Genomic DNA, 24753 nt, shown 5'->3' on the forward strand with positions numbered 1-24753 from the left:
GTCAGCGACAGGTACGTAATCTGCAAGCAAATGTATGCACTCCTCCCCCGGTCACAATTCAACTTCGATCACGACCGAGTGTCAGGGGGTCAGCCGCGCGAGGTGACTTGCTAGCCGCGGGACGTGACCTGCGCCGCCGGGATGAGGATCTCGCAGCGCACGCCCTTGGGCGGGAAGGACAGCTTGACGTCGCCGGCCAGCGCCTTGCCGACGACGTTCTCGATCATGGTGCGGCCGAAGCCCGAGCGCCTCGGCGGGCTCACGGCGGGGCCGCCCTGCTCCTGCCACACAAGCTTCAGCTTCTCGGCATCCTCGCAGAATTGCCAGTTGATGCGAATCTCGCCGTGCGGATCGGACAGCGACCCATACTTCTCCGCGTTGGCCGCGAGCTCGTGCAGCGCAAGCCCGAGATTGTGCACTGCCTCAGGCTTCAGCATGACATCCTCGCCTTCGATGGCGATGCGCCGGCCGAAGCCCGCGGCATGCGCCTCCAATTGCTGCTCGACCAGCATGCGAAGCGAGGCGCCGTGCCAATCGTCGGCGATGAGGAGATCGTGAGAGCAGCCGATGGCGTAGAGCCTGGCGCTGAACCGGTCGAGGAAGTCGTCGACCGAGCGCGTGCGCGACGCCGTCTGCCGGGCGATGGCATGGATCACCGCCAAGAGATTCTTGGAGCGGTGGGTCAGCTCGCGCAGCAGAAGGCGAAGCTGGTCCTCGTTCGCCTTGCGCTCGCTGATGTCGACGGCAACCGAAGCAACGCCGATGACGCCGCCTGCTTCGTCGCGCAGGGGCTCCATCACCACATAGAACGACCGCACCCGCCGATGGAGCTCGAAATCGATCTCGAGCTCTTGGGAATCGCCGGTCTCCATCGCTTGGCGCTTGACGGCAATGATCTTATCGGCGGCTTCAGCCGGAAGGATCTCGGCGTCGGTTCGGCCGATCAATTCCTCGGACTTGAGTCCGGCGGGAAGATTGTGGACCCAGGTATAGCGCAGCTCCTTGTCCTGGCTGAACACGGAGATGGGAGAGCCGCGCAGCGCGATCTCGAAGCGCTGCTTGGCTTCGTCGAGCTCCTTGGTGCGCGCCTCGACACGCTCCTCGAGCTGCTGGCGCGCGTCTTTCAGCTCTTCCAAGGTATTCAAGTGCGCGGCGATCTCGGACTTGAGCCGGTCGCGCGACGGCACCCTGAGCAGATGCGGGGCGAGCCACCACAGGCCGAGTGCCGTGGCGATGGCGAGCAGTGCCGCCGCGCCTTTCAACACGCCTTCAAGGCCCGGCGCGGGCATGAATTGACTAATCAGCGCGGCGAAATGGACGAGGCCGACGGCGAAGACGAAGAGCAGGAAGAGTTTGAGGAGCGCCGCTTCGCGTCCGCCGCCCTCGCCTCGCCGCTTGTACACGTAGAGCAAAACCCCCGGCACGAGCAGGAAGGTGGCGGCGATGATGCCGTCGGCAACGGCATGGAGCAGCGTAAGGCCGGCCGGCCAAGCTTCAAGCCGTAGGTCCGGTCCGTCCGCGCCAAAAAGGAAGGGCAAGGGGCTTCCCATGGTCGGCGGTCAATCCTTCACAACGTGTGCCGCATCATAGCAACGCGATGCGCCTCGCGCCCTCCCAGCGAAGCCTTGCGTCAGGGCGGCGGCCAGCAATGCAGTCCGGAGTGCCACGTCTAAACCACCGCGGCGATCAAGGTGACGAGGAACACGACGAGGAAGATGAAGAACAGGATACGGGCGACGCCGCCTGCGGCCGAAGCCACCCCGCCGAATCCGAATACGCCGGCCACCAGGGCAACAATGGCGAAGACGAGCGCCCAATAGAGAAGCATGTGTTACTCCCGGTCCCGAGTATACGCGTCCACAACGCCCTCGCCGCCCCGCGCTAGGCATAAAGCAAACGTTCCATTGCCCGATTTCGTTGCAAATTCATGATTCAGAACCCGGCGATGGCGGCGAGCAGGTCGCGGTCGGTGAAAGGCTTTCTCACCAAAGGCGCGCCGCGATGCTCCGGCGGCAGGCTCTCGCGCCCATAGCCGCTGACGAAGGCAAAGGGAATACCGCGCGCCTGCAACGCATCGGCAATGCGGCCGGCCGGCTCGCCGGCGAGGTGCGCGTCAAGCAGCACCCCGCGAAGGGGCTGGCTCTCGATCGCGGCGAGCGCGTCCCGCACGGTGCTGGCGGGACCAGCCACGGCGATGCCGGCCTGCTCGAGCGCGCTCATAATATCCAGCGCGATCAGGAACTCGTCTTCGACAACGAGAACGGGATGCGCAGTCACTACTCCTTCACCTTTCCCACGTTTGCCGCAGCCGCCTTCCAGGAATCTGGTGCAAGCTCCGCGGCGCAGCGGATCGAGCCTTCGGCCTTACAAGCCCGGCCCACCCTTTCGGAACTTGCGCGCGCCACCGCGCGTTCTAGACCGCATCTGTGAATAGCCCAAGCATCCGCTAGTGGGCTGCCAACGAAAGGAGTAGATTTCCATGAACTGGGATCGAATCGAAGGCAATTGGAAGCAGTTTCGCGGCAAGGCCCAGCAGCAATGGGGCAAGCTCACCAATGACGATCTCGACGTCGTCGAGGGCCGCCGCGTCGAGCTGGTGGGCAAGATCCAAGAGAGGTATGGCATTGCCAAGGACGAGGCCGAGCGCCAAGTCGACAGCTGGATTCGGGATATGTGATCCGGCACGCCGCAGGCCGGCGGAGGCATCACCTCTTCGCCCGGCCGGCGGCGTTCTGACGGTTTTAGCTCAGACACGCGTTTTCCCGCAGCATCATCAAGGCCGGTGACATGCTCACGACCATTCTCATCATCATTCTCATCTTGATCCTACTCGGCGCCTTTCCGGCATGGCCTTATAGCCGCGGTTGGGGCTACGGGCCTTCCGGCGTGGTCGGCCTCATCCTCATCATTCTGCTGATCCTGCTTTTGCTCGGTAAAATCTGACGAGTCGCACATGTCCTAACAGGGCTTAAAACCATGCTGACGACAATTCTCATCATCATCCTCATCTTGATCCTGCTCGGTGCCATTCCGGCGTGGCCGCATAGCCGCGGCTGGGGTTACGGCCCCTCGGGCGTGGTCGGCCTCATCCTCGTGATCCTTTTGATCCTGCTGCTGCTCGGCAAGATCTGACGCCCCTCCGCTTTGGCCTTTATGCGCTCGCCGACGGCTGCTCGCGCAGTTGCGCGCGCCGTTCGAAGAACAGCGCCTGCGACACGATGGCCTTCACCGTGTCGGGTTGATACGGCTTGGTGATGAGGAAGGCGGGCTCCGGCCGCTCTCCGGTCAAGAGCCGGTCGGGATAAGCGGTGATGAAGATCACGGGCACCGCAAAGGAGCCAAGCATTTCGTTGACGGCGTCGAGGCCGGAGCTTCCGTCGGCAAGCTGAATGTCGGCGAGGACCAGGCCCGGCTTCTCGTCCTTGACCGCTCTCAACGCTTCGCCATGGGTGCGGGCGACGCCGGCGACACGGTGGCCGAGCCCCTCGACGATGCTTTCGAGGTCCATGGCGATCATCGGCTCGTCCTCGATGATCAGCACGTCGGTGGCGACTTGCGCGGCGATCTCCCGCCCGGCGGTGTCGATCAGCGCGTCAATATTGCTTTCGCTGGTATTGAGAATGACGGCTGCGTCGGCCGGCAAAAAACCCTCCACCGAGCACAGCAGAAAGGCTTGGCGCGGCAGCGGCGTGATCTGCTCGAGCTTGCGATCGACAAGCGTATCGCCGCTGGCAAACTCGGGCTTCAGGTTGATGCCGACGGAATTCCACAGGCCGAGGAAGGTCCGGTAAAGCGCCACCCGCGGATCGAGACCGGCATCGAACAGCGACGGATCCTCGGCCAGTACTTCGAGCGTCGCCGCGACATAGGCGTCGCCCGCTGCTTGCGTTCCGGCAAGCGCCCGGGCGAACCGCCGGAGATAGGGGAGATGAGGCGCAATCGTGCTCGACAAAGGCATCTGTCCGACTTTCCTTAGAGGCAACATCCGAGGTCCCCGATTGTCGCACAATCCAGGCAGGAGGGTGGCCTTTTGCGATTCCGCTTTCAGCGTCAATTAATTCCACTCAGCCAAAAAGGTTCCCGGCGCTCGGAACTATTTGAACATTCGGACGTTTTGGGCCTCTAAATCTCGGCGAAATCCGCTATTGTGCGTTTGCCGACGGAGGAGTCGGCAAAGGAATCACCGTGAATCGTAGCGACAACAACAAGAAGGCGGCTGGACGAGCGGCAAGCGCCGAGAAGAAGACGGATAATTCCGCCGAACTTCACGCCGCAAAGACCGCGCCCGGCGGGGCGCCGCGCAGTCGTTCGGGGGCACGCGAAGGCATGTCCCCGGAATTGCAGGCGCATATCGGGCGTCATGTCCGGGCGGTGTTCGACGAGGTCGCGCAAGAACCGATCCCCGATCACCTCCTGCGATTGCTCAAGGATCTCGATCGCAGCGGAGACAAATAATTTGCCGCGCAAAGTATCCCAGGGGCTAAGAGATTCTCTCGTGGCCCAAATCGGCAGCCTGCGAGCGTTCGCCGTATCGCTTTGCGGCGACAGGGAGCGCGCGGACGATCTTGTCCAGGAGACGTTGTTCAAGGCGTGGAACCATCTCGACTCCTTCAAGGAGGGGACCAACTTGAAGGCCTGGCTATTCACGATCTTGCGGAACACGTATTTCTCCGAGCGGCGCAAGCGCAAGCGCGAGGTCGAGGACGCCGAAGGTACCTACGCGGCGCGCCTCGCAACCATGCCCGCGCAGCACGGTCATATGGACATGCAGGACTTTCAGGCGGCTCTCGTTTGCCTTCCCGACGACCAGCGCGAAGCACTGATCTTGGTCGGCGCCGCGGGTTTTTCCTACGAGGAAGCGGCGAACATCTCCGGCTGCGCGGTCGGCACGATCAAGAGCCGCGTCAATCGCGCGCGGAATCGGCTTGTCGACATGCTAGGTCTGGACGAGACCGTGGCCGATGAGGATCGAGTCCCTCCCGAGATGACCAAGATTGCCTGAAGCCGACGCGAGTGCGCTAGTCGACGAGAAGGATGAAGCCGCTCATCGTCACGATCGCGCCGAGCGTGCTGATGAGCAAGGCTGACGCCATCTCCGCGGTCGCCACCTTGTATTGCACGCTCAGCATGACGGCGAGCACGACGGAAGGCAGCGCGACCGTCAGCACGGCCTCGCCGAGCAGTGGGTTGGCGTAGCCGAACCAGAGCAGCGCCCCCCAGACCAGCCCCGGCTGAACGATGTTCTTGACGAGGACGAAAGACAGCACCGGCCCGTTCACCACGACACGGTAGCCGGCGATGATAATGCCCGAGACGAACAGAGCGACGCCCGCGGAAGCGTGTCCGAGCAGCGACAGCGAGTTTTGGATCACCTTCGGCACCGGAATGCCGAGAAGCACGACGATGAAACCACAGAGCGGCAGCCACACGACCGGCTGGCGCAACGCGGCGACGATCTTACCGGCGACATCCGGGTCTGAGGACGCCGCGTCTCCGCGCCCGGGTTGCTCGTCTGCCTGCAAAGACAGGATGATGAGGGTGACCGGCACCAGCGCGAGCACGATGAGGATGCTGCCGATGGCGACCGGGATGTCGGCCTTGGCGCCATAGAGATAGCCCAGCACTGCCGCGCCGACGAACGCCGAACTCGGCGCGGAGCTGGCGAGCGCGCCAAGCGCGCTGAAGCCCGCCGGGTATCGGAACCCGATGCGGCACACCAGGAACACCGCCGCATATGTGCCGATCAACGCGATTGCGAGCACGATCGCCAGCGGCAGGTCGGCAAGAAGTTGAGCCCGCCCGGCGCTGACCACGCCGACGAACAGGGACAGAGGCAGCGCATAGCTGATCACCATCTTGTTGAGGGTCGGCACCTCCTTCTGTTTGAAGTCATGATGCCGGGCGGCGAAATAGCCGAGCAGAATGGTGATGACCGCCGGAAGCAGCGCTCCGAGAATCTTTTCAAGCATCGCCAGCGTTTGCTCCTGCACCTAGGGCGGAAGCGCTAAGGGAACACAGGAGACTTGACAAATGTTATAGAAAGGCGCGGAGGCTCACTCCCATGACGTCGCTATCGGCCGCACAGCTCGACCAAGCCAAGCTCGATCCCGCCTCCGTATTCCGCGCGCCGGAGGACGTGCTCAGCGCCAACCTGCCGGATGACGACAAGAAGACCATCCTGCTTCGCTGGGAAGCGGACGCCGAAGCGCTAATGCGCGCCACGGAAGAAGGCATGCCGCCCGACGATAACCGGCGGGGCCCTGGTGAGCTGTTGCGTGCGGTGCAGGCGGCGCTCGGGTCGCTCGGCGCCTGACGCACTCCCCCCATCTCGTTACCTGGAACCTTATGCGGTTTGGCGCGTTTCATCAGCGCATTCGTGCACACCATTCCCCAACAAAGGAGGACACCCATGGCAACGACCAAATTCGATCGCGCGGGCGAGCCTCACACGGAAGTCACGACGACCGAGGCGAGACAAGCGACGCGTGTCGGCATGATCTGGGTCCTCACTATCTCCTTGGCGCTCGCCGTGATCGCGGGCCTAGCGCTGGGCTATGGCTGGATCACGCTGCCGTGGAGCGCCTGACCCCTTGACCTGCGGGCGGCGAGCACAAATCTCTATGGTTAAGGCTCCCGAACCATTGGGGATCACTCGTGGGATCTGCTCCGCGCCGATTTGGTGTTGCGATCATCGTGAGCATGCTGCTCGCCACTGGTGCCGCCTTCGCTAACCCAGCGGACCCGCAAGAGGATTCCGTCCAGTCCCAGTTTGAGGATTCCGTCCAGTCCCAGTTCGAGCGCCTAACCTCGACCTTGAAGGCCGAGGGGGAGTGGACGCTTGACGCGGCCGCCGACTTGGCCAGCCAGGCTGTTGAGAAGAGCCAGGAGGCCATCGCTGAGGCGCAGACCGAACTGGTCCCGCGCCTTCAGGCTCTCGGCAAGCTGTTAAGCGAGCAGAAAGGGCGGCTTGACACACTCGCGGAGGACTGGGGCCCGCAGTTCGATGCATGGCGGGAGGCGGCTGCCTCGTCCCTGGCCGAGTTGCAGCGTTCGACCGCCGAGGCGCTCGACTGGTTCCACGATTGGATGGTGGAACGCTCCGAGCCGGAAGAGCCGATTGAAATCCGTGTGTGAAACTTCACTCAAGAACAAGAGAGGCGATCGATGACCGACAAGACCCCCGCGAACGACCAGGCCGACAAGGATTGGGCCGACCTTCAGCGCGACCTCGATACCTTAGGCGAGCAACTCGGCAGCTTGCGCAGCCATACCGCCGCGCTCGGCGAGACGCTCGTGGCAGATCTCGAGGCGCGCTTCCAGGACGTGCGGAACCGCAGCCTGACCTTCAGGAACGCCACCGAAACGCAGCTCGAGACGCTGCGTCAGCAGGCCATGCAGCAGGCGAGCGAGGCCGGCGCGAAATCCGCGGAGATCGCCAAGGACACCGCGCGCCAGATGTGGGAGCGCTCGGAGCCGCTGCGCCAGGGCGCGCAGGAAGTCGGCCAAGGGCTCGTGCGGGCTTGGTCCGAGATCGCCGCTTCGTTCGGCAAGGCCGCTGACAAGTATCAGCAAGCAGCCGCGCAAAAGCGCACGGAAACCTCGACCGGCGAGGAAGGCCACACGCCGAGCTAGCCGGATTCCCTCTAAGGATGATTGTCAGCCGGCGTGGGCGGGCTCTCGCGCGTCCGCGTCCGCCGGCTGCATCAGCTCGGCGCGGACCAGTCCGCGCACGGAGTTGCCGAGATAGATGCGGTCGGCGCGGGCGAGATCGGCGGGTGTCAGCACCGCCTCGCTCGCCGCCGCACGCGGCAGATCGAGCAGCTCCTCACGCAAGGTGCCAGGCAACAGGCCGCAGGCAAGCGCGGGCGTAAACAGCCGCCCGTCCTGTTCGACGAACAGTGTTGTGCGCGTGCCTTCGGTCAGCTCCCCCTTGTGGTTGAGGAACACCACCTCGTCGCAGCCGGTCGCCGCCTTCTGCCGCTCCATCTCGCGCTCGTAGAACTGGCGGCGCGTGGTCTTGTGGTAGAAGAAGGGATCCTTCTCGTCGATGCGCTGGTCGGAGATGACGAAGCGCCAGACCGTATCCTTGGTGGGCAAGGTGATCTCCGTCGAGGTGACGGTGATGGAACCGTCCTCGGCGAGGAGGAGCCGCACAAGGGCTACCGGCGAGGTGACGCGGGCTGCCTCCGCGTCGAGCGCGGCAAGCACCGCCTCGCGCGCGTAGGGGTAGCCGAAATGGTGGGCGGAGGCGTGGAGCCTGGCGAGATGCCGCTCCAGGAGGTTGAAGCCTTTTCCCTTCTCGTAGCGCAAGGTCTCGATCAGCTCGAAGGGCGTATCGACCTTGGTGAGGAAGTGCGCCTTGAGCAGGCACTCCTCGTATTCCGACTCCTCCTTGGAGTCGGCGACGATGCCGCCGCCGATGCCCAACTCGCCGCCCTCCCCGTCGAGCACGACGGTGCGAATGGCGACGTTGAACTGGCAGTCGCCTGACGGCGCGATGTGGCCGATGGCGCCGGTATAGATGCCGCGCGGCGCGCCTTCGAGCTCGCGGATGATCTCCATGGCGCGGACCTTCGGCGCGCCGGTCACCGAGCCGCACGGGAACAGCGCATGGAGCATGTCCTTGAGGCCCATGTCGGAGCGGAGCTCGGCGGTGATGCCGGAGGTCATCTGATGCACCGAGCGGTAGGTCTCCACGGTGAACAAATCGGTGACCTCGACGGAGCCGATGCGCGCCACGCGGCCGAGATCGTTGCGCAACAGATCGACGATCATCAGATTCTCGGCGCGCTGCTTCTCGTCCATGGCGAGCCAGGTCTTGAGGCGCGCATCCTCGCGCGGCGTGCGGCCGCGGGGCGCGGTGCCCTTCATCGGCCGCGCCGACATGTGCTGGCCCTCGCGGCGGAAGAAGAGCTCCGGCGACAGCGACAGGACGTGGAGGCCCGGCGTGGCGATGAGCGCGCCATAGGCCACGCGCTGCTTGCGGCGGAGCGCGGCGTAGAGCGCTGCGGGATCGCCCTCGAAGTCGAAGTGGAATTTCTGGGTGAGATTGATCTGATAGACGTCGCCGGCGGCGATGAAGTTCTTCACGGCGGCGAAGGCGGAGGCGTATTGCTCGCGCGTCCAGGAGAGCCGGAGGTTGGAGATCTTGGCGCGCTCGGCCCCGCCATGGGTGTCGAGCCAGCCCCTGGTCTCCTCGTCATTGAAGGGGAGCGGCTTTCCGAACAGCCCGATCCACAACAGCGGCACGCGGCGCGGAGCGGGAAGCAGGTCTTTGAGCTTAGGCTCGAGGCAATAGCCGAGCTCGTAGGAGAAGAAGCCTGTGGCGTGTAGCCCGCGCGCGAGCCCGTTGGACACGCGCTCGAGCGCCACATCGACTTCCGACGGCTCGCTCGCCACGATGACCTCAAGTGGCCCGGCGTAGAGCAGGCTTCTGCCGCCAGGGGTCAGGCTGTCATCGAGAAGCACATAGGGGTAAGCGGTCATCAACATACGCCGTGCGCGAAATCGATTGGGTCAAGCATAGCGGATATGGCGTTGTCGAGCGTGAACATCGATGCCGCGGGCGTGGGCCCACTTTGGCTTGTCAGGCGAGGACCAGAATCTCGCCTTTGCCGAGCACGGCCATGTCGCCGATCAGCCGACGGGCCTTGGCGCCGAGGCTGATGCGCATGCCGGTGCCCTTCAGCCACTTCTCCAGCAGACGTAGATAGTCGAACTCGAGCACGCCGCAATCGTTGAAGGTGGGCAGTAGATCCTTCGGCTTCTCCATGAAGATGAGGCTGCCACGGCGGAGCCCATAGCCGGCATAGCGGCCGGCGCCGCGCTTCAAGACGATGGTGCCGGCGATCATGCGGCCTCCGGCATAATCCCCTGCCCTGCCCGACACGACCAAAAGCCCGCGGCGCATGCGCTCGCCGACAAGCGCGCCGGCATTGCCGCCGATGGTGAGGAAGCCGCCCTTCATGCCAAGGGTGTCGCCGGTGAGCACACCGCCGGCCCGCTCGCCCGCGTCCCGGCCAATGGCGATATGGCCACCCGACATACTCGCCCCGGCGAGCACGCCCGCGCTTCCCGTCACCGCGATCTTGCCCTTCTTCATACCGGCGCCGAGATAGGCGCCCGCATTCCCCTCGACGACGATCTCGCCGCCTTTGAGCCCGGCGCCGATCCTGTCGCAGCGCGCATCGGTGCGGACGAAGCGGATCGACTCCGCATTCTTGCCCTTGACCTTGAACGCGTCGCCCACGGTGAGCGTCTCGCGCGTCGTGCCGATGGCGAGCTTGGCGATGTCCTTCACGCTCATGCCCGCCAACCGCTCGGGCACGAGCGGCGACAGATCGAGCCGCTGGTTGGGCTTCGCCTTAAGCTCAAAGGTCAGCGCGCTCACCCGACGATCTCCTTGAGGTGGAAGTGATGGGGACCAAGATTGCCACCGTAATTGCCGGCGGTGATGTGGGTCACGCCCTCCTTGGCCCCGCCCCTGGCGATGGCGTGGATGCCCACATGCATCGCCTCGTGAACGGCGTCGAAGGTGAGGCCGTCGATGACGATCTCCATCACCGCCTCGACGCTGAGCGGCAGCTCCGTCTTCACCGCGCCCTTGAGGCTCGGGCAATAGGCGTCGTTGGTGGAGGCGATCTGCCCCTTGTATTTGGAGCCGACCTTGGAGCCGGAGCGCACGATGCCGCCCGGGAACGGGGTGATCACGTCGGGCACCTCGGCGATGGCTTTGACCGCGCGTGTGCAGGCGGCAAGCACCGATGCATGAGACTTGCCCAGCACCAGCAGGTTGCCGCCGCCCACGGCCTTCTTGGTGAGGCCGGTGGTCGCCTCGCAGACGAACTCGCCGTCCATGACAGGAATGCGCCAGAAGCGCCGGCCGCCGATCAGCTTCGACACCTGCCAGCCATCGCCGAAGAAGCGGAGCGAGGCGCCGAGCTTCAGCTTCTTCTCGCCTTCGAGCCCGGCGAAGCAGGCCGACCCAGGGCTCGTCAGCACGCACTGGCCGACCCTGTTCCTGAGCTGCGTCTGGAGCTTGTTGGCATCCATGGTGAAGAGCAGAACGGCGACGCCTGGGCGCCCATCCAAGGTCTCGTTGCGGCCGAGCCTGCGCTCGATGCCGGCCTCGGCGCCGCAAGCGATCACCGAGGTGGCGAAGCCGGTCATGGTGCGCGCAGAGATCTCGGCCCATTCCATGGTCGGCGCGGTGATGATGATCCGCGTGCCGACCATGGGAAAGGCCTCGGCAAAGGTCTCGATGATGGTGACGCCTTTGACTTTCAGTTCTGGCATGGCACGGGGACGAAGCGGTCGGGACGGTTGACGGTGGCGGTGGAAACACCGAACCAGGACGGATCGGCACCGTAATAGCGGTCATAGAAGGCTTTCACGCGCCGCTCAATCTGTGAATCGTAGCCGGGCGCCACATGATGGCAGCGGCCCTGAGTGACGCGCACGACTTTGCCGTCGCGCACCACGAGCTCTCCGGATTTGAACACGAGATCGGCCCCAGCAAACATGGCGGTCTTGTTCTTCTGCTCGGTATAAACCGCGATATCGGCGATGGCGCCAGGGCCTAAATGGCCGCGGTCGGCGAGGCCCAGGAGCCGGGCGGGCGCGGCGCGGGTGATGACGGCGAGCTCCGATAGGCTGAACTCGCGGCGAATCTCGGCAAGCGCAGAATATTGCCGCACCTCCGCGGGCAGGCCATCGAGCCAGCGGTCGCGCTCGCCGACGTCCATGAGTAGGTGGAAGATCTCGGGATAGCGCACGAACAGCGCGCCGTTGGGATGGTCGGTGGAGAACAGGACGCGCCATGGGTCCCCGGCCATGAGGAAGATCTCGAGCCCGATCGCCCATTGCAGCGCATTGACGAAGCTGTCGGCGCGGTAGCGGTACGGCACGACGCCCGTGCCGTTGCCGTCGCCCTGGTCGATCGCCCATTTCTTTGGGCTCGCCGCGCCACGGGCGTCGAACTGGCGCAGGATATCGCCGGAGATGGTCACTGTCTGGCCGAACATGACCTGGCCGACGTCGACGGTGGCGTTGTGGTGGGCGTTGACCGCCTCCATCAGCCGGGCCGCGCCGGAGGAGAAACCACGCTCGCCGTCCTTGGCGTAGCCGTAGAACTGGATGTGGGCGAAGTGGATGGGCAGGCCTTGTGTCGCTTCGATGGTGGCGACCGCGGTCTCCACGTTGCCGGCGAGGCCGAGATTATTGCAGTGGACATGCGGCGGATGCGGCACGCCGAGATCGGCTACCGCGCGTTGCAGCGCCTCGACGATTGAGCGCGAGGTGACGCCGTAGGCCGGCACCTCGTCGTCGAGCCCGAACGTGCGGGCGTTGAACTTGAAGGCCTCCGAGCCGCCGGCATTGATGATCTTGAGGCCGAGTGCCTTCGAATGCTCAAGCGTCCAGGCGACGTAGTCCTTGAGCTCGTCGCCGCCGCGGCCATCGCGCAACAGCTCGAGGGTGAAGTCGTCGTTTCCAAGAATGGCGAGCGCGCCGACATCGATGATGGGGATCATGGCGAGCTCGATCTGCGCCTCGACGGCGTGGGTCGGGATCATCGCCGGTTCGATGACCGTGGTGTAGCCCATCTCGGCATAGCGGATGCCGGTGGCATAGGCGCCCCAGGCGGCGGGCGAGGCGAGAATCGGTTGCCCGCCTTGCGCCGCGAGCGCTGGCAACTCGGGCATCAGCCGGCGGCCGAGGGTAACGTTGGAGCCGGCGATGTGGGAATGCACGTCGATGGCGCCGGCCATGACGATCTTGCCGGTGACATCGTAGGTCTCGCCGGGCTCGCGGCCATTCGCCGCGACGATGCGGCCGTCCTCGATAAAGATGTCGCCCACCGTATCGCGGTCATGCGCTGGGTCGATGACCCTGCCAGCGAACGAGCATCAGGCGGCCTCCCGCTGAGGGATCATCTCGGCGAGGCGCGACAGCACCGCCGCGACCCTCAGTCTGGCATCGTCCGGCTTGACCGCCTTCACCATGCCAATCCCGGAGATCGGCTGGAGGTAAAGCGCCGCGTCGTGGTCGCGGCCGGCACAAGCCACGTCGATGACGACATCGTGCTTGGCTGCCCGCGCCGGTTTCGAAGACAGCACGATGGTCGGCACACCCTTGGGCGGCACGGCCCCCTCGCCTTCCAGCGCATCGATCCACACCAGCGCATCGGCCTCGCCGCTCTCGATCAGGCGTCGCGCGTCGAACCGCCGCGTGTCATGCTCCGGGACCGGCCCGGCGAAGCTCGTGCGCACCGGCAGGCCGCAGGTCCAGGTCGAGCACAGATTCACTCCGTCCCCGTTGCCTGGCGTCGCCAGCGCCAACGTCGCCGCGCGCGTGGTGGCGCTCAAGTCGCGGACCGTGTCGAGAATGGTGAAGAGGGCCGGCTCGTCGAGGTCTTCGGCTGAATAAACGAAGACGGCGAAGGCCGCCGCGCGCAGGCGCGCCGCGACACGGGCCAGGTCGCGGCCAAGCGCATCGTCACCTGTTGGGCGCCCGCCGACCGCGGCGCCAAGCCGCGCCATGAGGGCCGGCAGGTCGTGCTCGATGACGGTCATTTGGATGTGACGTGGCGCACGGAATGGCGCACCGCCGAGCACAATCAGCGCGCGCTTATTGTCGCCGGGACGCGGCAGCCCCTCGCCTTCCGGAAACAACTTGTCGATGAGGCCTGGGTCGCGTTCGAGCGGTCCGGTGCCTGCCACGATGACGACATCGGCGCGATTGCGCACCTCGCCGAAGCTCGCCGACGACGCGCCCCGTTCGCGCATAATCTGCGCCATGCGCGACAGGCTCTCGCCATAGGCATGATCGATGACGCCGCCGAGCTTCTCGGCAAGCGCGAGAGCCGCCGCCGCACCGGCAATGTCGGTGAGAAGTCCGCCGAAGACGGGAAGTCTGGCGCGGCCCAGCAAGTCCGCCGCGCGTCGGAGCGCGCTCTCCACTAAGGCCTCCTCCCCTTCGCCCTTGTACTCAGGCGTTCTTAGCGGCGCACAATTAATCAGGTGATTGTTGGGGCCGCAAGCGCGGAGGGAAGTTCAAGCTTTGGGCTTGTCGTATTTGATATAGGCGAAGCGCATGTCCTCGGCGGGCGTGCCTTCGAGCGCCCCGCCTTCCTGGCCCGGCTGCCAATGCACCACCTCTTCGATCTTCTTGGCGAGCGCGAAGTCTTTGTCGGTAATGCCTTTGGCGGCGTGATTCATCAGCCGCACCTCGACCCACGCATAGGACGCGGTGATGTCGGGGTGGTGCCAGGCCGCCTCGGAGAGATGGCCCACGGCATTGATGACCATCAGCGTGCCCTTCCAGCTGTTGGTCTTGTATTTGCGCCTGATCCAACCGCCTTCGAGGTACCAGTGCGGCAGTTCCTTCTTCAGCCGCTCCTCGACCTCGGCGTCGGTATAGGTCCGCTCTTTCGTTGCCATCGAAGCCGTCTTTTGAAAAAGTGGGCCGCTTTCCCGCTAGACCAAGAGCATAGCAGAGGCTTCGAGCCGATCAATGGAGGCCTTTCAGGCGAGCCGGCATGACCGATCTGGAGCGCAATAAACGGGCCGTCTTGGCCTTTTATGACATGGCTTTCAACCAGTCGCGCCCGCGCGAGGCGATGGCGCTTTATGCCGGAGCCGAGTACATCCAGCACAATCCAGGCGTGAAGGACGGCAAGCAGGGGTTCATCGACTATTTCGAGGAGATGGACCGCCGCTATCCCGGCAAGCGCGTCCACTTCAAACGGGTAATCGCCGAGGGGAACTATGTCGCGCTGCATTGCTTTCAGGAATGGCCGGGTGACAAGGACTGGATCGGCATCGACATCTTCCGGTTGGACGACGCGGGAAAGATCGTGGAGCACTGGGACGTGCTGCAAATCGCGCCGGAGACGTCGGCGAATGCGAACGGCATGTTCTGACGTCAATGGGTGCGGCATCCGATTTGGCTCATTCCAATCCAAAGTTAGTCTCCCAGTCCGTCGCGGTTGCCACGACGGCACGGCTGCATTTCGGGTTCCTCGATCCGAGCGGCCGCAGCGCGCGTCCCTTCGGCAGCTTCGGGCTGGCGCTCGACCGCCCATCCACGCGGCTCGTCCTCCAACCTGCCCCCACGTTCGAGGCGGGCGGGCCTGAGCGCGAACCGGCGCTGCGCTATCTGCGCGCCATGGCCGAGAGTTGCGGCGTGACGCGCGGCTATCGCATTCGCATCGACGAGGCGATCCCGCCGCATGCGGGACTCGGCTCCGGCACACAGCTTGCGCTCGCCGTGGGTTCCGCCTTGGCCGCGGCCGAAGGACTAGACCTATCTCCCCGCGAGATCGCGTCCCGGCTCGGACGCGGCGTGCGCTCTGGGATCGGCATCGCCACGTTCGAGGCGGGCGGCGCCGTGCTCGACAGCGGCCCGACAGGCAGATCGCTGCCGGAACTCACCGCCCGCGCGCCCTTCCCCGAAGCCTGGCGCGTGCTTCTCATCTTCGACGCGCGCGCCCAGGGGCTCGCCGGCGCCAACGAGACGGCGGCCTTCGAAGCGCTGCCCGATTTTTCCGAGGGCGAGACGGCCGCACTCCGCGAGCGAATCATGCACCGCGCGCTTCCCGCGCTCTCCGAAGGCAACTTCGTTAGGTTTTGCGCCGAGGTTGGGCATTTGCAGGAGTGCATGGGCGACTATTTCGCGCCGCTCCAGGGCGGCCCTTACACAAGTGATCGCGTAGCCGACGCTCTCGCTTTTCTGCGCGGCGAAGGCGTCACCGGGCTTGGCCAAAGCTCATGGGGACCGACGGGCTTCGCCTTCGCCGAATCGATCGAGGCTGGCGACGCCTTGCTTGCCGCGGCGCGCCGGCGCATGGCCGGGACGGCCCTGCATTTCGAGCTTGCCCAGGGGCGCAACGAGGGCGCCAGGATCGAATTAGACTGAGCAAGCGAATGTGCTAAAGCGGGGAGATTCGAGCCAACCGCTTTGCGCGAGCCAAAGACAGACTGGGAGACGTAAGCGATGGCCCTGCCACGCATTCTGCATATGATCACGCCCCTCAAACATATGAGCCCGTTCGACGTGAACATGGCGCTCGACGCCGGTTACGACCACGCCATCCCCTATACCAACGTGACCATCGAGGACGTGTACGGTCTCGTGCAGGACGCGATCTTCTCGCGCAGCCCCGACGGCACCAAGCGCACCGGCATGTTCATCGGCGGCAAGCGGGCCATCGAGGCGCTCGACATGATGGACCGCGCCAGGAAGGCGATGGTGCCTCCGTTCGAGATCTCGGTGTTCGCCGACCCGGCCGGCTCGTTCACCACGGCGGCGGCCATGGTCGCCTGCGCCAAGAAGGCGCTTCACGACAAGTTCAAGACCGACCTCAAGGACAAGAAGGTCATCGTGTTCGGCGGCACCGGCGTGGTCGCCTTCGCCTCCGCCGTGATCGCCACCATGGACGGCGCCAAGGCGGTTCTCGTCGGCTATGACGGGCCCGAGCGTGTGCACCGGCTGACGATGGAAGCGAATGCACGGTTCGAGGTCAATCTCGACTTTGCCGACGGCTCGACCGAAGAGCAGAAGGCGGCGCTTGCACGCGAGGCCGACATCATCTTCGCGGCGGGGCCGGCGGGACGCAGGCTGCTCACCCGCGCCCAGCTCGAGCCGGCCAAGCATCTGGAGGTGGCGGCAGACGTGAACGCCGTGCCGCCGTCCGGCATCGAGGGGGTCGGCGTCAACGACAACGGCAAACCGATCGAAGGAACGGGCGCGGTGGGGATCGGCGCGCTCGCCATCGGCAACGTCAAGTACAAGACCGAGACCGGTCTCTTCCGCAAGATGATCGAGGCCGATAAGCCGGTCTATCTCGACTTCCGTGACGCCTACGCTCTTGCCCAGAAGCTCGCGTCGTAGCGGCGGCTCGGTCCTGATCGCCGCGATCTCGGGACGGGCGCTGGCCCGCGCCGCAGTAGATGCCGGCTTGCGGCCGCTGGTCGCCGATTTCTTCGCCGACACGGACACGCAAGCAATTGCCCATGCTTGCCGCAAGCTGCCGGGCGACATCGGGCGCGGCATGCAATGGCCGGCCGTCGCCCGGGCGCTTCAGGCTTTGACCAAGGCGGCGCCCTCGCCTCTCCTCGGCGTGGTCTATGGGTCGGGCTTCGAGGACAGGCCCAAGTTCCTCGCCCGTATCGCGAAGCGCTGGCCGCTCCTCGGCAATGACGCGGCGACGGTCGCGCGCATCAAATCGCCGGAGAGCTTCTTCGGAACGTTGGACCGGCTCGGCATCGCCTATCCCCCCACGATGACCGCGCGACCGGTGAACGGGGCGGGCTGGGTCGCCAAGCGAAGAGGAGGTGCCGGCGGCAGCCACGTGGTGCCGAGCCGCCTGCAGAGAGATGCCGTCAACGCCTACTACCAGGCGCTGGTCGAGGGACGCGCGGTCTCGGCGTTATTTCTCGCGAATGGGCGTCGCTCGGTCGTGCTCGGGTTCAGCGAGCAGTGGACCGCGCCGGCGCCGCGGCGTTTGTGGCGCTACGGCGGTGCGGTGCGGCCTGCGTCCCTGCCCGAGAGCACCGAGGCGGCGATGGCGAGGGCGGTCGCCCTGGCTACCCGCGCCTTTGGCATCAAGGGCCTCGCCTCGGCGGACTTCGTGCTCAAGGGGAACGAGGCCCTCCTCCTGGAGGTCAACCCGCGACCCGGTGCCACACTCGATGTCTTCGCAGGCGCGGCAAAACCGTTGCTCGACCTTCATCTTGACGCCGTTCTCGACGGCAAGCTCCCGCGAACGGGGCTGAAGCTCAAGGGGGCCGCAGCAGCGGCCATCGTCTATGCGCCGCGGAGCGTCATTGTGCCGCGCAACATGACTTGGCCCGACTGGGCGGCTGACATACCTAAGCCCGGCGAGCGGATCGACAAACAGCGTCCGATATGCACTGTACTGGCCCGCGCAGGAACGAAAGGACGCGCCAAGCGTCTCGTCGAGACCAGAAAATCGATCGTCCTGGCCAAGATTCAAAAAGCTGAGCAGGGGAAGCACCGTGGACAAAAGGACAAAAGAGAGCCCAACACGCCGAATGGAACTCCCGAGCGTCAACGCCAAGGTGGAACCGCTCGTCCGCGCCCTCATCGATGATGCGGACGCGCTGCGCATTGGCGTGACGCAAGGGTCGCTGGGTGAGACGCTCATCGATTGCGGCGTGAAGGCGGTGGGCGGTCTCGAGGCGGGACGCCAGCTGGCGGAGGTCTGCCTAGGCGGCCTTGGCAAGGTGACGATCGAGACGACCAACACCGAGGCCACGTGGCCGTTCATGGTCACGGTCCACACGAGCCAGCCGGTGATCGCCTGCCTCGGCTCGCAATATGCCGGCTGGAGCCTCTCCGTCGACGACAATGGCAAGAAATTCAACGTGCTCGGCTCCGGCCCGGCTCGCGCCATGGGCTCTTCGGAGAAGCTGTTCGAAGAACTCGGCTACCGGGACGAGGCGTCGAGCGCGGCGCTTGTCATCGAGGCGGACAAGGCGCCGCCGCGCGCGCTCGTCGAGCACGTCGCCAAGGCGTGCAAGCTGCCGCCGGAGCGCCTGACCATCCTCTATGCGCCGACATCGAGCCTCGCCGGCACGGTGCAGATCGCCGCGCGGTGCCTCGAGGTGGCCCTGCACAAGGCGCACGAGCTGCACTTCCCCCTCAAGCACATCGTCGACGGCATCGCCACCGCGCCGCTGCCGCCGCCGACGCCCGGCTTCGTCGAGGCGATGGGCCGCACCAACGACGCCATCATCTATGGCGGCCGCGCCCAGCTCTACGTCACGGGCGATGCCAGGGCGGCGAAGAAGCTCGCCGACGAGCTGCCGAGCCTCAAGTCGAAAGACTACGGCAAGCCCTTCGCCGAGCTGTTCGCCGCGGTAAAGGGCGACTTCTATGCCATCGATCCCATGCTGTTCAGCCCGGCCAGGGTGACGGTGACGGCGCTCAAGAGCGGTGAGAGCTTCGAAAGCGGCCACATCGACACCGCCATTCTCTCTCGCTCTTTCGGCTAACCTCCATGCAACCAGAGGGTCCGCCTGATCCCGCCATCGTGCTGTTCGGTGATGGTAGGGATTGGCATGGGCGCAGCCTGGTCAAAGCGTTCAAGCGGCGGGGCATCAGGCCGCTCGTCGTCCCGCTCACGACATGCGGCTTCTCCACCGAGAGGGCGACGGGGCTCGCCATTCCCGGTCTGGGCGACCATCGCCCCGAGGGCGCCTTCGTGCGCTTCGTGCCGGGAGGCAGCTTCGAGCAGGTGACACTCTATCTCGGCGTGCTGCATGCCTTACGCGAGCTTGGCGTCACGGTGTGGAACGACGCCCGCGCCATCGAGCGCTGCGTCGACAAGTCCACCACCACGTTTCTCATGCAGAAGGAGGGCCTGCCGACGCCGCGGACTTTCGCTAATGTCAACCGCAGCGAGGCTGAGGAGATTACGGACGCCCTGCTCGGTGAGGGTCATAAGCTCGTGCAGAAGCCGCTGTTCGGCGCGCAAGGCAAAGGATTGCGGCTGATCTCATCGCTCGGCGACCTGTCGCCTCCCGAGGAGGTGAACGGCGTCTACTATCTGCAAGAGTTCGTGCCGCCGGCCCAGGCGCATCATCAGGATTGGCGGTTGTTGGTGTGCGCGGGCCGCGTCGTCGCCGCCATGATCCGCCATGGCGCGAGTTGGATCACCAACATCAAGCAGGGCGCGCGCGCCAAGGCGGCCATCGCCAGCCAGGAGCTTTGCAACCTCGCGTTGCGCGCGGCGGCGTGCGTCGGCGCCGACTACGCCGGGGTCGATATCGTCAAGGCGCAAGATGGCCGCTTTCTCGTGCTTGAAGTGAACTCCATGCCGGCCTGGAACGGACTGCAACGGGTGAGCCGTATTCGCATCTCGGACCATGTGGTCGATGCGTTTCTCGATGCGGCTCTGCCCCCTGCCCGGCGCAAAGACCAAGAGGAAGCTTGACCGGGCCCCTCACGCCCGAGGCAGTGGCGCGGCGCTTCCATGACGCTTGCCTTGCCGAACTCGAGGCGCTGAAGCCCGGCAACGTGCACCGCTACGGCGACGGTCACCGCATGCATGTCGCCGATTTCGAGGCGAGCGCGGCAGCGGCAGCGGCATCGATCGGCGCAACTGGCCTCTCGGTGGGCGAACGCATCGAGGGGGCAGTCGCGGCGACAAAGGACGCCGTGGGACAGAACACCAATCTCGGCATCATCCTGCTCTCAGCTCCACTTGCGCAGGCGGCGCTGGCCCCTGGCGCCGGCGATCTGCGCGACCGGCTCACCGTGGTCCTCAAGGGCTTGAGCGTCGAGGATGCGCGCGCCGCCTATCGCGCCATCAGGATCGCCGCCCCGGGCGGGCTGGGTGAGGCGCCCGCGCACGACGTCGCCAACGAGCCCGACATCAGCCTGATCGAGGCGATGCGCGCGGCCGAGACGCGCGACCGCATCGCCTGGAACTACACTCATGGCTTCGTCGATATCTTCGATCTCGGCCTGAAATGGCTGGAAGGTGCTACTAAACGCTGGGGTCCCGTGCCGTGGACGGCAACTTACGTCTATCTCGGGTTCCTCGCCCACATCCCCGACAGCCTGATCGAACGCAAATTCGGCGGGAAAGCCGCCGGCGACGTGCGCGACGAAGCGCGGCCGATCGAAGCTGGACTTTCGCAGTGCAGCGCGCCGGAGCAAATGGCGGCGCCGCTTGCCGCGTTCGACCGGTCGTTGAAAGACCGGGGCCTGAATCCCGGCACTTCCGCCGATCTCACCGTTGCGACTTTGTTCGCAGCGGCACTGCAAGCGCCGTAAATGCTCAGATAAGGAACAAATCCAATCGTCTGCGGCGGCCAATAATCGACTTGCCGATCCTTCCGGCCCCGGCTTATGTTCACCCCCGCGGAGCTCTGACCAGGAGTTGCGGACGGAGGAGCATTCACCCAAAGCACTTTCGTCGGCTTGTCGCCGGGCTATGGGCCGGCGGCGCCGTTTCGTTTTGTTGACCACGTCTCAGTATAGGGAGGGGTTGGCTCATGGCCAAAATCACTGGTGTTTGTGTCGGCGAGTCGCTCGTCGGCGACGGTAACGAAGTTGCACACGTTGACTTGTTGCTTGGCCCACGCGGTAGCGCCGTCGAGACGGCGTTCTGCAATGCACTGACCAACAACAAGGATGGCTTCACCACGCTGCTTGCGGTGGTCGCGCCGAACCTTCTCTGCAAGCCGCCGACGATCCTCTACAACAAGGTCACGATCAAGGATGCGCGTCAGGCCGTCCAGATGTTCGGTCCTGCGCAGTATGCCGTGGCCAAGGCCGTGGCCGACTCCGTAGCCGAGGGTGTGATCCCCGCCAACGAGGCCGACGACCTTTACATTACGGTCGGCGTGTTCATCCATTGGGAAGCCAAGGACGACAAGAAGATCCAGGACTTCAACTATCGTGCCGTCAAGGAAGCCATCGCCCACGCCGTCAAGGGCGAGCCCAAGGCCTCCGAGGTGACCGCAAAGAAGGACTCGGCCCACCATCCCTTCGCCGCCGGCTGAAAGGGAGAACCCCCAGGTCGGGACAAACTCGGCGGAGGAACCGGTCCGGGCCCGATTCGGCGGTGGCTGCAGAAGCTAGGTTTCTAGCGGAACGGAGCGTTCCGTCTCTAGGATCGAAATCGCCGCTCTCGCAAGAGGGCGGCGATTTCTTTCTGGCTAATGGCGCCAGAGTGGAGCGCCGTGGCGGCAAGCACGCCGCGCGCGCCGCTTTGCGACACACGCTCAATGTCGCTGAGATCGCGCACGCCGCCGGCGACGTACACTTCGCGGTCGGGGGCAATGCGCAAGGTCGCGGCGAGCCGCGTGAGATCAGGGCCGATCTCGGTGCCGACCCGGCCGAGCCCCATGAGGATGAGCCGGTCAGGCCAAAGGCTCGGGTCGGCCATCAAGGCCGGCGGGCCGCGAAAGCCGGTGTGATCGAAGTCGAGCGACAGGACGAGATTGCGGGCGAAGCTTTGGCGGATGTCGCGCCACGCTTCGAGGCTCGCGAGGCTCTCACTGCCGATGACCAAGGTGGCGCCGAGAGGCAGCCAAAAGGCGCAGTCCGTGATGTCGGAGAAACCCGCATCGATCCACAAGGCGGTGGCCGGAAACGCGTCGGCGAGTTCCCGGCAGATGGCAAAGTTGTTGCCCCGGCCCCTGATGGCGTCGAGATCGGCAACATAGAGCGTGGGCGAGAAGGTAATGCCGAGGAGCGCCCGGGCGATGGCCGCGGGATCGTGCGGCGGGCCATAAGGCGTGGCGATCGGCCGGTATTCCGCCCGCTTGCCGGCGCGGGCATGGACGACTAACCCGTCTTTCAGGTCGATCACGGGGATGACCGTGAAGTCGTCAAGGGTCTCGGTCGCGAGTACTTCGGCGTGAAGCGACATGGCGGTGCCCTCCCTCCATGCTTATCCCTATCATGGCGTGGAGCATCGTCCTGGCAAATTGAGGGCTGAATGGCAGCTTCATTTGGGTGGGATTTGGGCGGCGCCAATCTCAAGTTGGCGCGGGTCGAGGGGGGCCGCGTCCTCGAGGTCGTCCAGATCCCCTGCCCCGTGCTGGGGGATCGCAGCAAGTTCGACCTTGCCGTGGAGGAAGCGCTCAAGATTTGCCCGCCGGGGGCGCGCCACGCCGTGACCATGACAGGGGAACTCTCCGACGTGTTCCAGAACCGCGCCGAGGGGGTTGCCTACCTTGTCGGCTTGATGCGGAAGGCCACCGGCGCCGAGACCGGTTTCTATGGCTTAAGGAGCGACCTGCTCGATGCAGACCAGGCCGTTGAGCGTTGGCAGGAAGTGGCCTCGGCCAATTGGCATGCCAGCGCCGCGCTCGCCGCCAAACATTGCGGCGACGGCCTCCTGGTGGATGTGGGCACGACCACGACCGACCTGATCCCGCTGAAGGACGGCAAGGAGACGGCGCTAGGGCTCAATGACGGCCAGCGCCTCTTCGAAGGCGAGCTTATCTATGTTGGTGTGGTGCGCACGCCGGTGATGGCAATCGCACAAGCCGCTCCCTTCAAGGGCCGTATGCAAAGCATCGCGGCCGAGCGCTTCGCCACCATGGCCGACGTCTACCGCCTGACCGGCGATCTGCCGGACGATGCCGACCCCTACCCGGCAGCCGATCAGCGCGGAAAGAGCATAGAGGAAAGCGCAGCGCGGCTCGCCCGCATGTTGGGGCGGGACGCAGGAGAAGCGGACTTGATCGCCTGGAAGGCGCTTGCGCACTTTTTCGCGCGCCGCCAGCTCGACCAGATCGAGGGCGTCTCCCGCGCGCTGTTCGAGCGCGAGGCGCTTCCTCGCGAGGCGCCGGTGATCGGCGCCGGCTGCGGGCGGTTTCTGGCGCAAAGCCTCGCCAAACGCCTCGACCGCCCTTACCGCGACTTCGCCGGACTCATCGATTGCGCGCCCGAGGCGCGCGAAATGGCCGCGGCTTGCGCGCCCGCGGTTGCCGTGGCCCTGCTGTTTTTTTCGTCAGAACGCGCTACATAGGACGGTGAAACGACTGGGAGGATTCGCTCAAGTGTCCCGAGACATCGAGACTACCGATCACGACGACATCATCTATCCGTCGGCGATTCCCTTCGTCTTGGTTCATCTCGCCTGTTTCGGCGCGATCTGGTCGGGCGTGACCTGGCAGGCGGTGACGATCTGCATCGGCCTTTATTGGCTGCGCATCTTCGCCATCGGCGCCGGCTACCACCGGCTGTTCTCGCACCGCGCCTATTCCACGAGCAGAGCGTTCCAGTTCGTCCTCGCGGTTCTCGCCCAGAGCAGCGCCCAGAAGAGCGTCTTGTGGTGGGCGGCCAAGCACCGGCACCACCACCTTCATTCCGACACCGAGCAAGACGTGCATTCGCCCCGTTATACGGGCTTCATCTACAGTCACCTGGGGTGGATTTTCTCCCGGCGGCACGACAGTTTCGACGAGGAGCGGGTGGCCGACCTCATGCGCTATCCCGAGCTGCGGTGGCTGCACAAATACGAGCAGGTGCCGGCGCTCGTGCTTGCCGTGCTCTGCTTCCTCGCCGCCGGGTGGTCCGGACTGTTCGTCGGCTTCTTCTGGAGCACGGTGCTCGTCTATCACGCCACCTTCTGCATCAACTCCCTCGCCCATGTGAGCGGCAGCACGCGCTACGTCACGGGCGATGATTCGCGCAACAACTTGCTGCTCGCGATCTTCACCATGGGAGAAGGCTGGCACAACAATCACCACGCGTTCCAGAGCAGCGTCCGCCAAGGCTTTCGCTGGTGGGAGATCGACCCGACCTACTATCTCCTGAAGGCCCTGTCCTGGACGGGCGTCGTGTGGGGCCTGAGGACGCCGCCGGAACAGGTCCTACGCAACGAACAGCAGCTCGGCCCGAGCGTCATCAACCGGGCGGCCGAACAGCTCGCCGCACATTTCAATTCCGAGCGAATCGCGCTCGCGATCGCCTCGGCGCTCCAGGCGTCGGAACTGACCGCGCTTCGGGAACGGCTCGGCCGCGCCCACGACCGCACCGCCGAGGTGCTGGCGACCGTGCCCCTACCGCACATACCCAGCCGGGAAGAGCTTATGGCGAAGGCCAGGGCGATGTTTGCCAAGACCCGGTCGCTGGAAGAGATCGCCGACCGCGCCTACGAGCTGCTGCTCGCCTCGGTGGGAACAAGGCTGACCGCGCCGATCGAGAGCCGGTCCTAGGCGGCGGTTCGAAACCAATTGTTGAGGGTGCCTTGCCTGAGGGCGAACG

31 protein-coding genes are annotated in these 24753 nt (G+C 65.2%); 19 read left to right on the forward strand and 12 right to left on the reverse strand.

Annotated elements, in window-relative coordinates; all coding sequences use genetic code 11:
• Nucleotides 1–110 precede the first annotated feature (110 nt).
• The 3 genes from ACRECX_RS00990 to ACRECX_RS01000 form a co-directional block, all read right to left on the reverse strand.
• Nucleotides 111–1538: a sensor histidine kinase gene (locus tag ACRECX_RS00990; RefSeq protein ID WP_431556937.1), complete on the reverse strand. Its 1428-nt coding sequence runs from the start codon at nucleotides 1536–1538 to the stop codon at nucleotides 111–113.
• Nucleotides 1539–1669: 131 nt separating this feature from the next.
• Nucleotides 1670–1828 (reverse strand): DUF1328 domain-containing protein, encoded by a 159-nt coding sequence (locus ACRECX_RS00995; RefSeq protein ID WP_431556938.1) that lies wholly within the window; start codon nucleotides 1826–1828, stop codon nucleotides 1670–1672.
• Between the two features lie 104 nt (nucleotides 1829–1932).
• Complete coding sequence (locus ACRECX_RS01000) at nucleotides 1933–2277, reverse strand: response regulator (RefSeq protein ID WP_431556939.1); 345 nt, start codon at nucleotides 2275–2277, stop codon at nucleotides 1933–1935.
• Nucleotides 2278–2479: 202 nt separating this feature from the next.
• Between ACRECX_RS01000 and ACRECX_RS01005 the strand changes: the two genes are divergently transcribed.
• From ACRECX_RS01005 to ACRECX_RS01015, 3 genes are all read left to right on the forward strand, one after another.
• Nucleotides 2480–2677, forward strand: coding sequence for a CsbD family protein (locus tag ACRECX_RS01005; RefSeq protein ID WP_431556940.1), 198 nt, complete (start codon nucleotides 2480–2482; stop codon nucleotides 2675–2677).
• A 110-nt stretch (nucleotides 2678–2787) separates the two neighbouring features.
• Nucleotides 2788–2943, forward strand: coding sequence for a DUF3309 family protein (locus ACRECX_RS01010; RefSeq protein ID WP_431556941.1), 156 nt, complete (start codon nucleotides 2788–2790; stop codon nucleotides 2941–2943).
• A gap of 33 nt (nucleotides 2944–2976) precedes the next feature.
• Nucleotides 2977–3132 carry a DUF3309 family protein gene (locus ACRECX_RS01015; protein WP_431556942.1) on the forward strand — a complete coding sequence of 52 codons (156 nt, stop codon included), beginning with the start codon at nucleotides 2977–2979 and terminating at the stop codon, nucleotides 3130–3132.
• 19 nt (nucleotides 3133–3151) lie between these two features.
• Here ACRECX_RS01015 and ACRECX_RS01020 read toward each other — a convergent pair whose 3' ends face one another.
• Nucleotides 3152–3958, reverse strand: coding sequence for a response regulator (locus ACRECX_RS01020; RefSeq protein WP_431556943.1), 807 nt, complete (start codon nucleotides 3956–3958; stop codon nucleotides 3152–3154).
• 227 nt (nucleotides 3959–4185) lie between these two features.
• Here ACRECX_RS01020 and ACRECX_RS01025 point away from each other — a divergent pair, with 227 nt between their 5' ends.
• Nucleotides 4186–4455 carry a NepR family anti-sigma factor gene (locus ACRECX_RS01025; protein WP_431556944.1) on the forward strand — a complete coding sequence of 90 codons (270 nt, stop codon included), beginning with the start codon at nucleotides 4186–4188 and terminating at the stop codon, nucleotides 4453–4455.
• A gap of 1 nt (nucleotide 4456) precedes the next feature.
• The gene (locus ACRECX_RS01030) at nucleotides 4457–5002 is read left to right on the forward strand and encodes a sigma-70 family RNA polymerase sigma factor (RefSeq protein WP_431556945.1); all 546 of its coding nucleotides are present in this window, start codon (nucleotides 4457–4459) and stop codon (nucleotides 5000–5002) included.
• 16 nt (nucleotides 5003–5018) lie between these two features.
• Here the strand turns inward: ACRECX_RS01030 and ACRECX_RS01035 are convergent, their stop codons facing one another.
• Nucleotides 5019–5969, reverse strand: a complete 951-nt coding sequence (locus ACRECX_RS01035; protein ID WP_431556946.1) for an AEC family transporter — start codon at nucleotides 5967–5969, stop codon at nucleotides 5019–5021.
• Between the two features lie 92 nt (nucleotides 5970–6061).
• On the opposite strand from ACRECX_RS01035, the gene ACRECX_RS01040 reads away from it, so the two are divergent.
• The 4 genes from ACRECX_RS01040 to ACRECX_RS01055 all read left to right on the forward strand — a co-directional run bounded on the left by ACRECX_RS01040 (nucleotide 6062) and on the right by ACRECX_RS01055 (nucleotide 7632).
• Complete coding sequence (locus ACRECX_RS01040) at nucleotides 6062–6313, forward strand: hypothetical protein (protein ID WP_431556947.1); 252 nt, start codon at nucleotides 6062–6064, stop codon at nucleotides 6311–6313.
• 96 nt (nucleotides 6314–6409) lie between these two features.
• A complete protein-coding gene (locus tag ACRECX_RS01045; RefSeq protein WP_431556948.1) occupies nucleotides 6410–6586 on the forward strand; it encodes a hypothetical protein in 177 nt (58 codons plus the stop codon).
• A 107-nt stretch (nucleotides 6587–6693) separates the two neighbouring features.
• Nucleotides 6694–7134 carry a hypothetical protein gene (locus tag ACRECX_RS01050; RefSeq protein WP_431556949.1) on the forward strand — a complete coding sequence of 147 codons (441 nt, stop codon included), beginning with the start codon at nucleotides 6694–6696 and terminating at the stop codon, nucleotides 7132–7134.
• A 30-nt stretch (nucleotides 7135–7164) separates the two neighbouring features.
• Nucleotides 7165–7632 carry a hypothetical protein gene (locus ACRECX_RS01055; RefSeq protein ID WP_431556950.1) on the forward strand — a complete coding sequence of 156 codons (468 nt, stop codon included), beginning with the start codon at nucleotides 7165–7167 and terminating at the stop codon, nucleotides 7630–7632.
• Between the two features lie 24 nt (nucleotides 7633–7656).
• Here the strand turns inward: ACRECX_RS01055 and ACRECX_RS01060 are convergent, their stop codons facing one another.
• From ACRECX_RS01060 to ACRECX_RS01085, 6 genes are all read right to left on the reverse strand, one after another.
• Nucleotides 7657–9486 (reverse strand): aminodeoxychorismate synthase component I, encoded by a 1830-nt coding sequence (locus ACRECX_RS01060; protein WP_431556951.1) that lies wholly within the window; start codon nucleotides 9484–9486, stop codon nucleotides 7657–7659.
• 100 nt (nucleotides 9487–9586) lie between these two features.
• The gene (locus tag ACRECX_RS01065) at nucleotides 9587–10390 is read right to left on the reverse strand and encodes a formylmethanofuran dehydrogenase subunit C (protein WP_431556952.1); all 804 of its coding nucleotides are present in this window, start codon (nucleotides 10388–10390) and stop codon (nucleotides 9587–9589) included.
• Nucleotides 10387–11295 carry a formylmethanofuran--tetrahydromethanopterin N-formyltransferase gene (gene fhcD / locus ACRECX_RS01070; RefSeq protein ID WP_431556953.1) on the reverse strand — a complete coding sequence of 303 codons (909 nt, stop codon included), beginning with the start codon at nucleotides 11293–11295 and terminating at the stop codon, nucleotides 10387–10389. Before fhcD ends, ACRECX_RS01065 begins: the two co-directional genes overlap by 4 nt.
• The gene (locus ACRECX_RS01075; RefSeq protein WP_431557015.1) at nucleotides 11283–12884 is read right to left on the reverse strand and encodes a formylmethanofuran dehydrogenase subunit A; all 1602 of its coding nucleotides are present in this window, start codon (nucleotides 12882–12884) and stop codon (nucleotides 11283–11285) included. Before ACRECX_RS01075 ends, fhcD begins: the two co-directional genes overlap by 13 nt.
• Before the next feature lie 21 nt (nucleotides 12885–12905).
• On the reverse strand, nucleotides 12906–13958 hold the full coding sequence (locus ACRECX_RS01080) for a hypothetical protein (RefSeq protein ID WP_431556954.1): 1053 nt from the start codon (nucleotides 13956–13958) through the stop codon (nucleotides 12906–12908).
• A gap of 93 nt (nucleotides 13959–14051) precedes the next feature.
• Nucleotides 14052–14438, reverse strand: a complete 387-nt coding sequence (locus tag ACRECX_RS01085) for a 4a-hydroxytetrahydrobiopterin dehydratase (protein WP_431556955.1) — start codon at nucleotides 14436–14438, stop codon at nucleotides 14052–14054.
• A gap of 98 nt (nucleotides 14439–14536) precedes the next feature.
• On the opposite strand from ACRECX_RS01085, the gene ACRECX_RS01090 reads away from it, so the two are divergent.
• The 8 genes from ACRECX_RS01090 (at nucleotide 14537) to fae (ending at nucleotide 21533) form a co-directional block, all read left to right on the forward strand.
• Nucleotides 14537–14920 carry a nuclear transport factor 2 family protein gene (locus ACRECX_RS01090; RefSeq protein ID WP_431556956.1) on the forward strand — a complete coding sequence of 128 codons (384 nt, stop codon included), beginning with the start codon at nucleotides 14537–14539 and terminating at the stop codon, nucleotides 14918–14920.
• A gap of 23 nt (nucleotides 14921–14943) precedes the next feature.
• Nucleotides 14944–15915, forward strand: a complete 972-nt coding sequence (locus tag ACRECX_RS01095) for a hypothetical protein (RefSeq protein WP_431556957.1) — start codon at nucleotides 14944–14946, stop codon at nucleotides 15913–15915.
• Nucleotides 15916–15993: 78 nt separating this feature from the next.
• On the forward strand, nucleotides 15994–16890 hold the full coding sequence (locus ACRECX_RS01100; RefSeq protein WP_431556958.1) for an NAD(P)-dependent methylenetetrahydromethanopterin dehydrogenase: 897 nt from the start codon (nucleotides 15994–15996) through the stop codon (nucleotides 16888–16890).
• Nucleotides 16868–18112 (forward strand): ATP-grasp domain-containing protein, encoded by a 1245-nt coding sequence (locus ACRECX_RS01105; RefSeq protein ID WP_431556959.1) that lies wholly within the window; start codon nucleotides 16868–16870, stop codon nucleotides 18110–18112. The genes ACRECX_RS01100 and ACRECX_RS01105 overlap by 23 nt, the downstream gene beginning before the upstream one ends.
• Nucleotides 18054–19016, forward strand: coding sequence for a methenyltetrahydromethanopterin cyclohydrolase (gene mch / locus ACRECX_RS01110; RefSeq protein ID WP_431556960.1), 963 nt, complete (start codon nucleotides 18054–18056; stop codon nucleotides 19014–19016). Before ACRECX_RS01105 ends, mch begins: the two co-directional genes overlap by 59 nt.
• A 5-nt stretch (nucleotides 19017–19021) precedes the next feature.
• Nucleotides 19022–19957 (forward strand): RimK family alpha-L-glutamate ligase, encoded by a 936-nt coding sequence (locus tag ACRECX_RS01115; protein ID WP_431556961.1) that lies wholly within the window; start codon nucleotides 19022–19024, stop codon nucleotides 19955–19957.
• Nucleotides 19954–20802 (forward strand): triphosphoribosyl-dephospho-CoA synthase, encoded by an 849-nt coding sequence (locus ACRECX_RS01120; protein WP_431556962.1) that lies wholly within the window; start codon nucleotides 19954–19956, stop codon nucleotides 20800–20802. Before ACRECX_RS01115 ends, ACRECX_RS01120 begins: the two co-directional genes overlap by 4 nt.
• Nucleotides 20803–21023: 221 nt before the next feature.
• The gene (fae, locus tag ACRECX_RS01125; protein WP_431556963.1) at nucleotides 21024–21533 is read left to right on the forward strand and encodes a formaldehyde-activating enzyme; all 510 of its coding nucleotides are present in this window, start codon (nucleotides 21024–21026) and stop codon (nucleotides 21531–21533) included.
• 107 nt (nucleotides 21534–21640) lie between these two features.
• Here the strand turns inward: fae and ACRECX_RS01130 are convergent, their stop codons facing one another.
• A complete protein-coding gene (locus ACRECX_RS01130) occupies nucleotides 21641–22405 on the reverse strand; it encodes a HisA/HisF-related TIM barrel protein (RefSeq protein WP_431556964.1) in 765 nt (254 codons plus the stop codon).
• 69 nt (nucleotides 22406–22474) lie between these two features.
• On the opposite strand from ACRECX_RS01130, the gene ACRECX_RS01135 reads away from it, so the two are divergent.
• Nucleotides 22475–23512 carry a hydantoinase/oxoprolinase family protein gene (locus ACRECX_RS01135; protein WP_431556965.1) on the forward strand — a complete coding sequence of 346 codons (1038 nt, stop codon included), beginning with the start codon at nucleotides 22475–22477 and terminating at the stop codon, nucleotides 23510–23512.
• 31 nt (nucleotides 23513–23543) lie between these two features.
• Entirely contained in the window at nucleotides 23544–24704 is a 1161-nt protein-coding gene (locus tag ACRECX_RS01140; protein WP_431556966.1) for an acyl-CoA desaturase, read from the forward strand.
• Nucleotides 24705–24753: the final 49 nt, after the last annotated feature.

The sequence above is a fragment of the Methyloceanibacter sp. genome (assembly GCF_050726195.1).
Lineage (GTDB): Bacteria > Pseudomonadota > Alphaproteobacteria > Rhizobiales > Methyloligellaceae > Methyloceanibacter.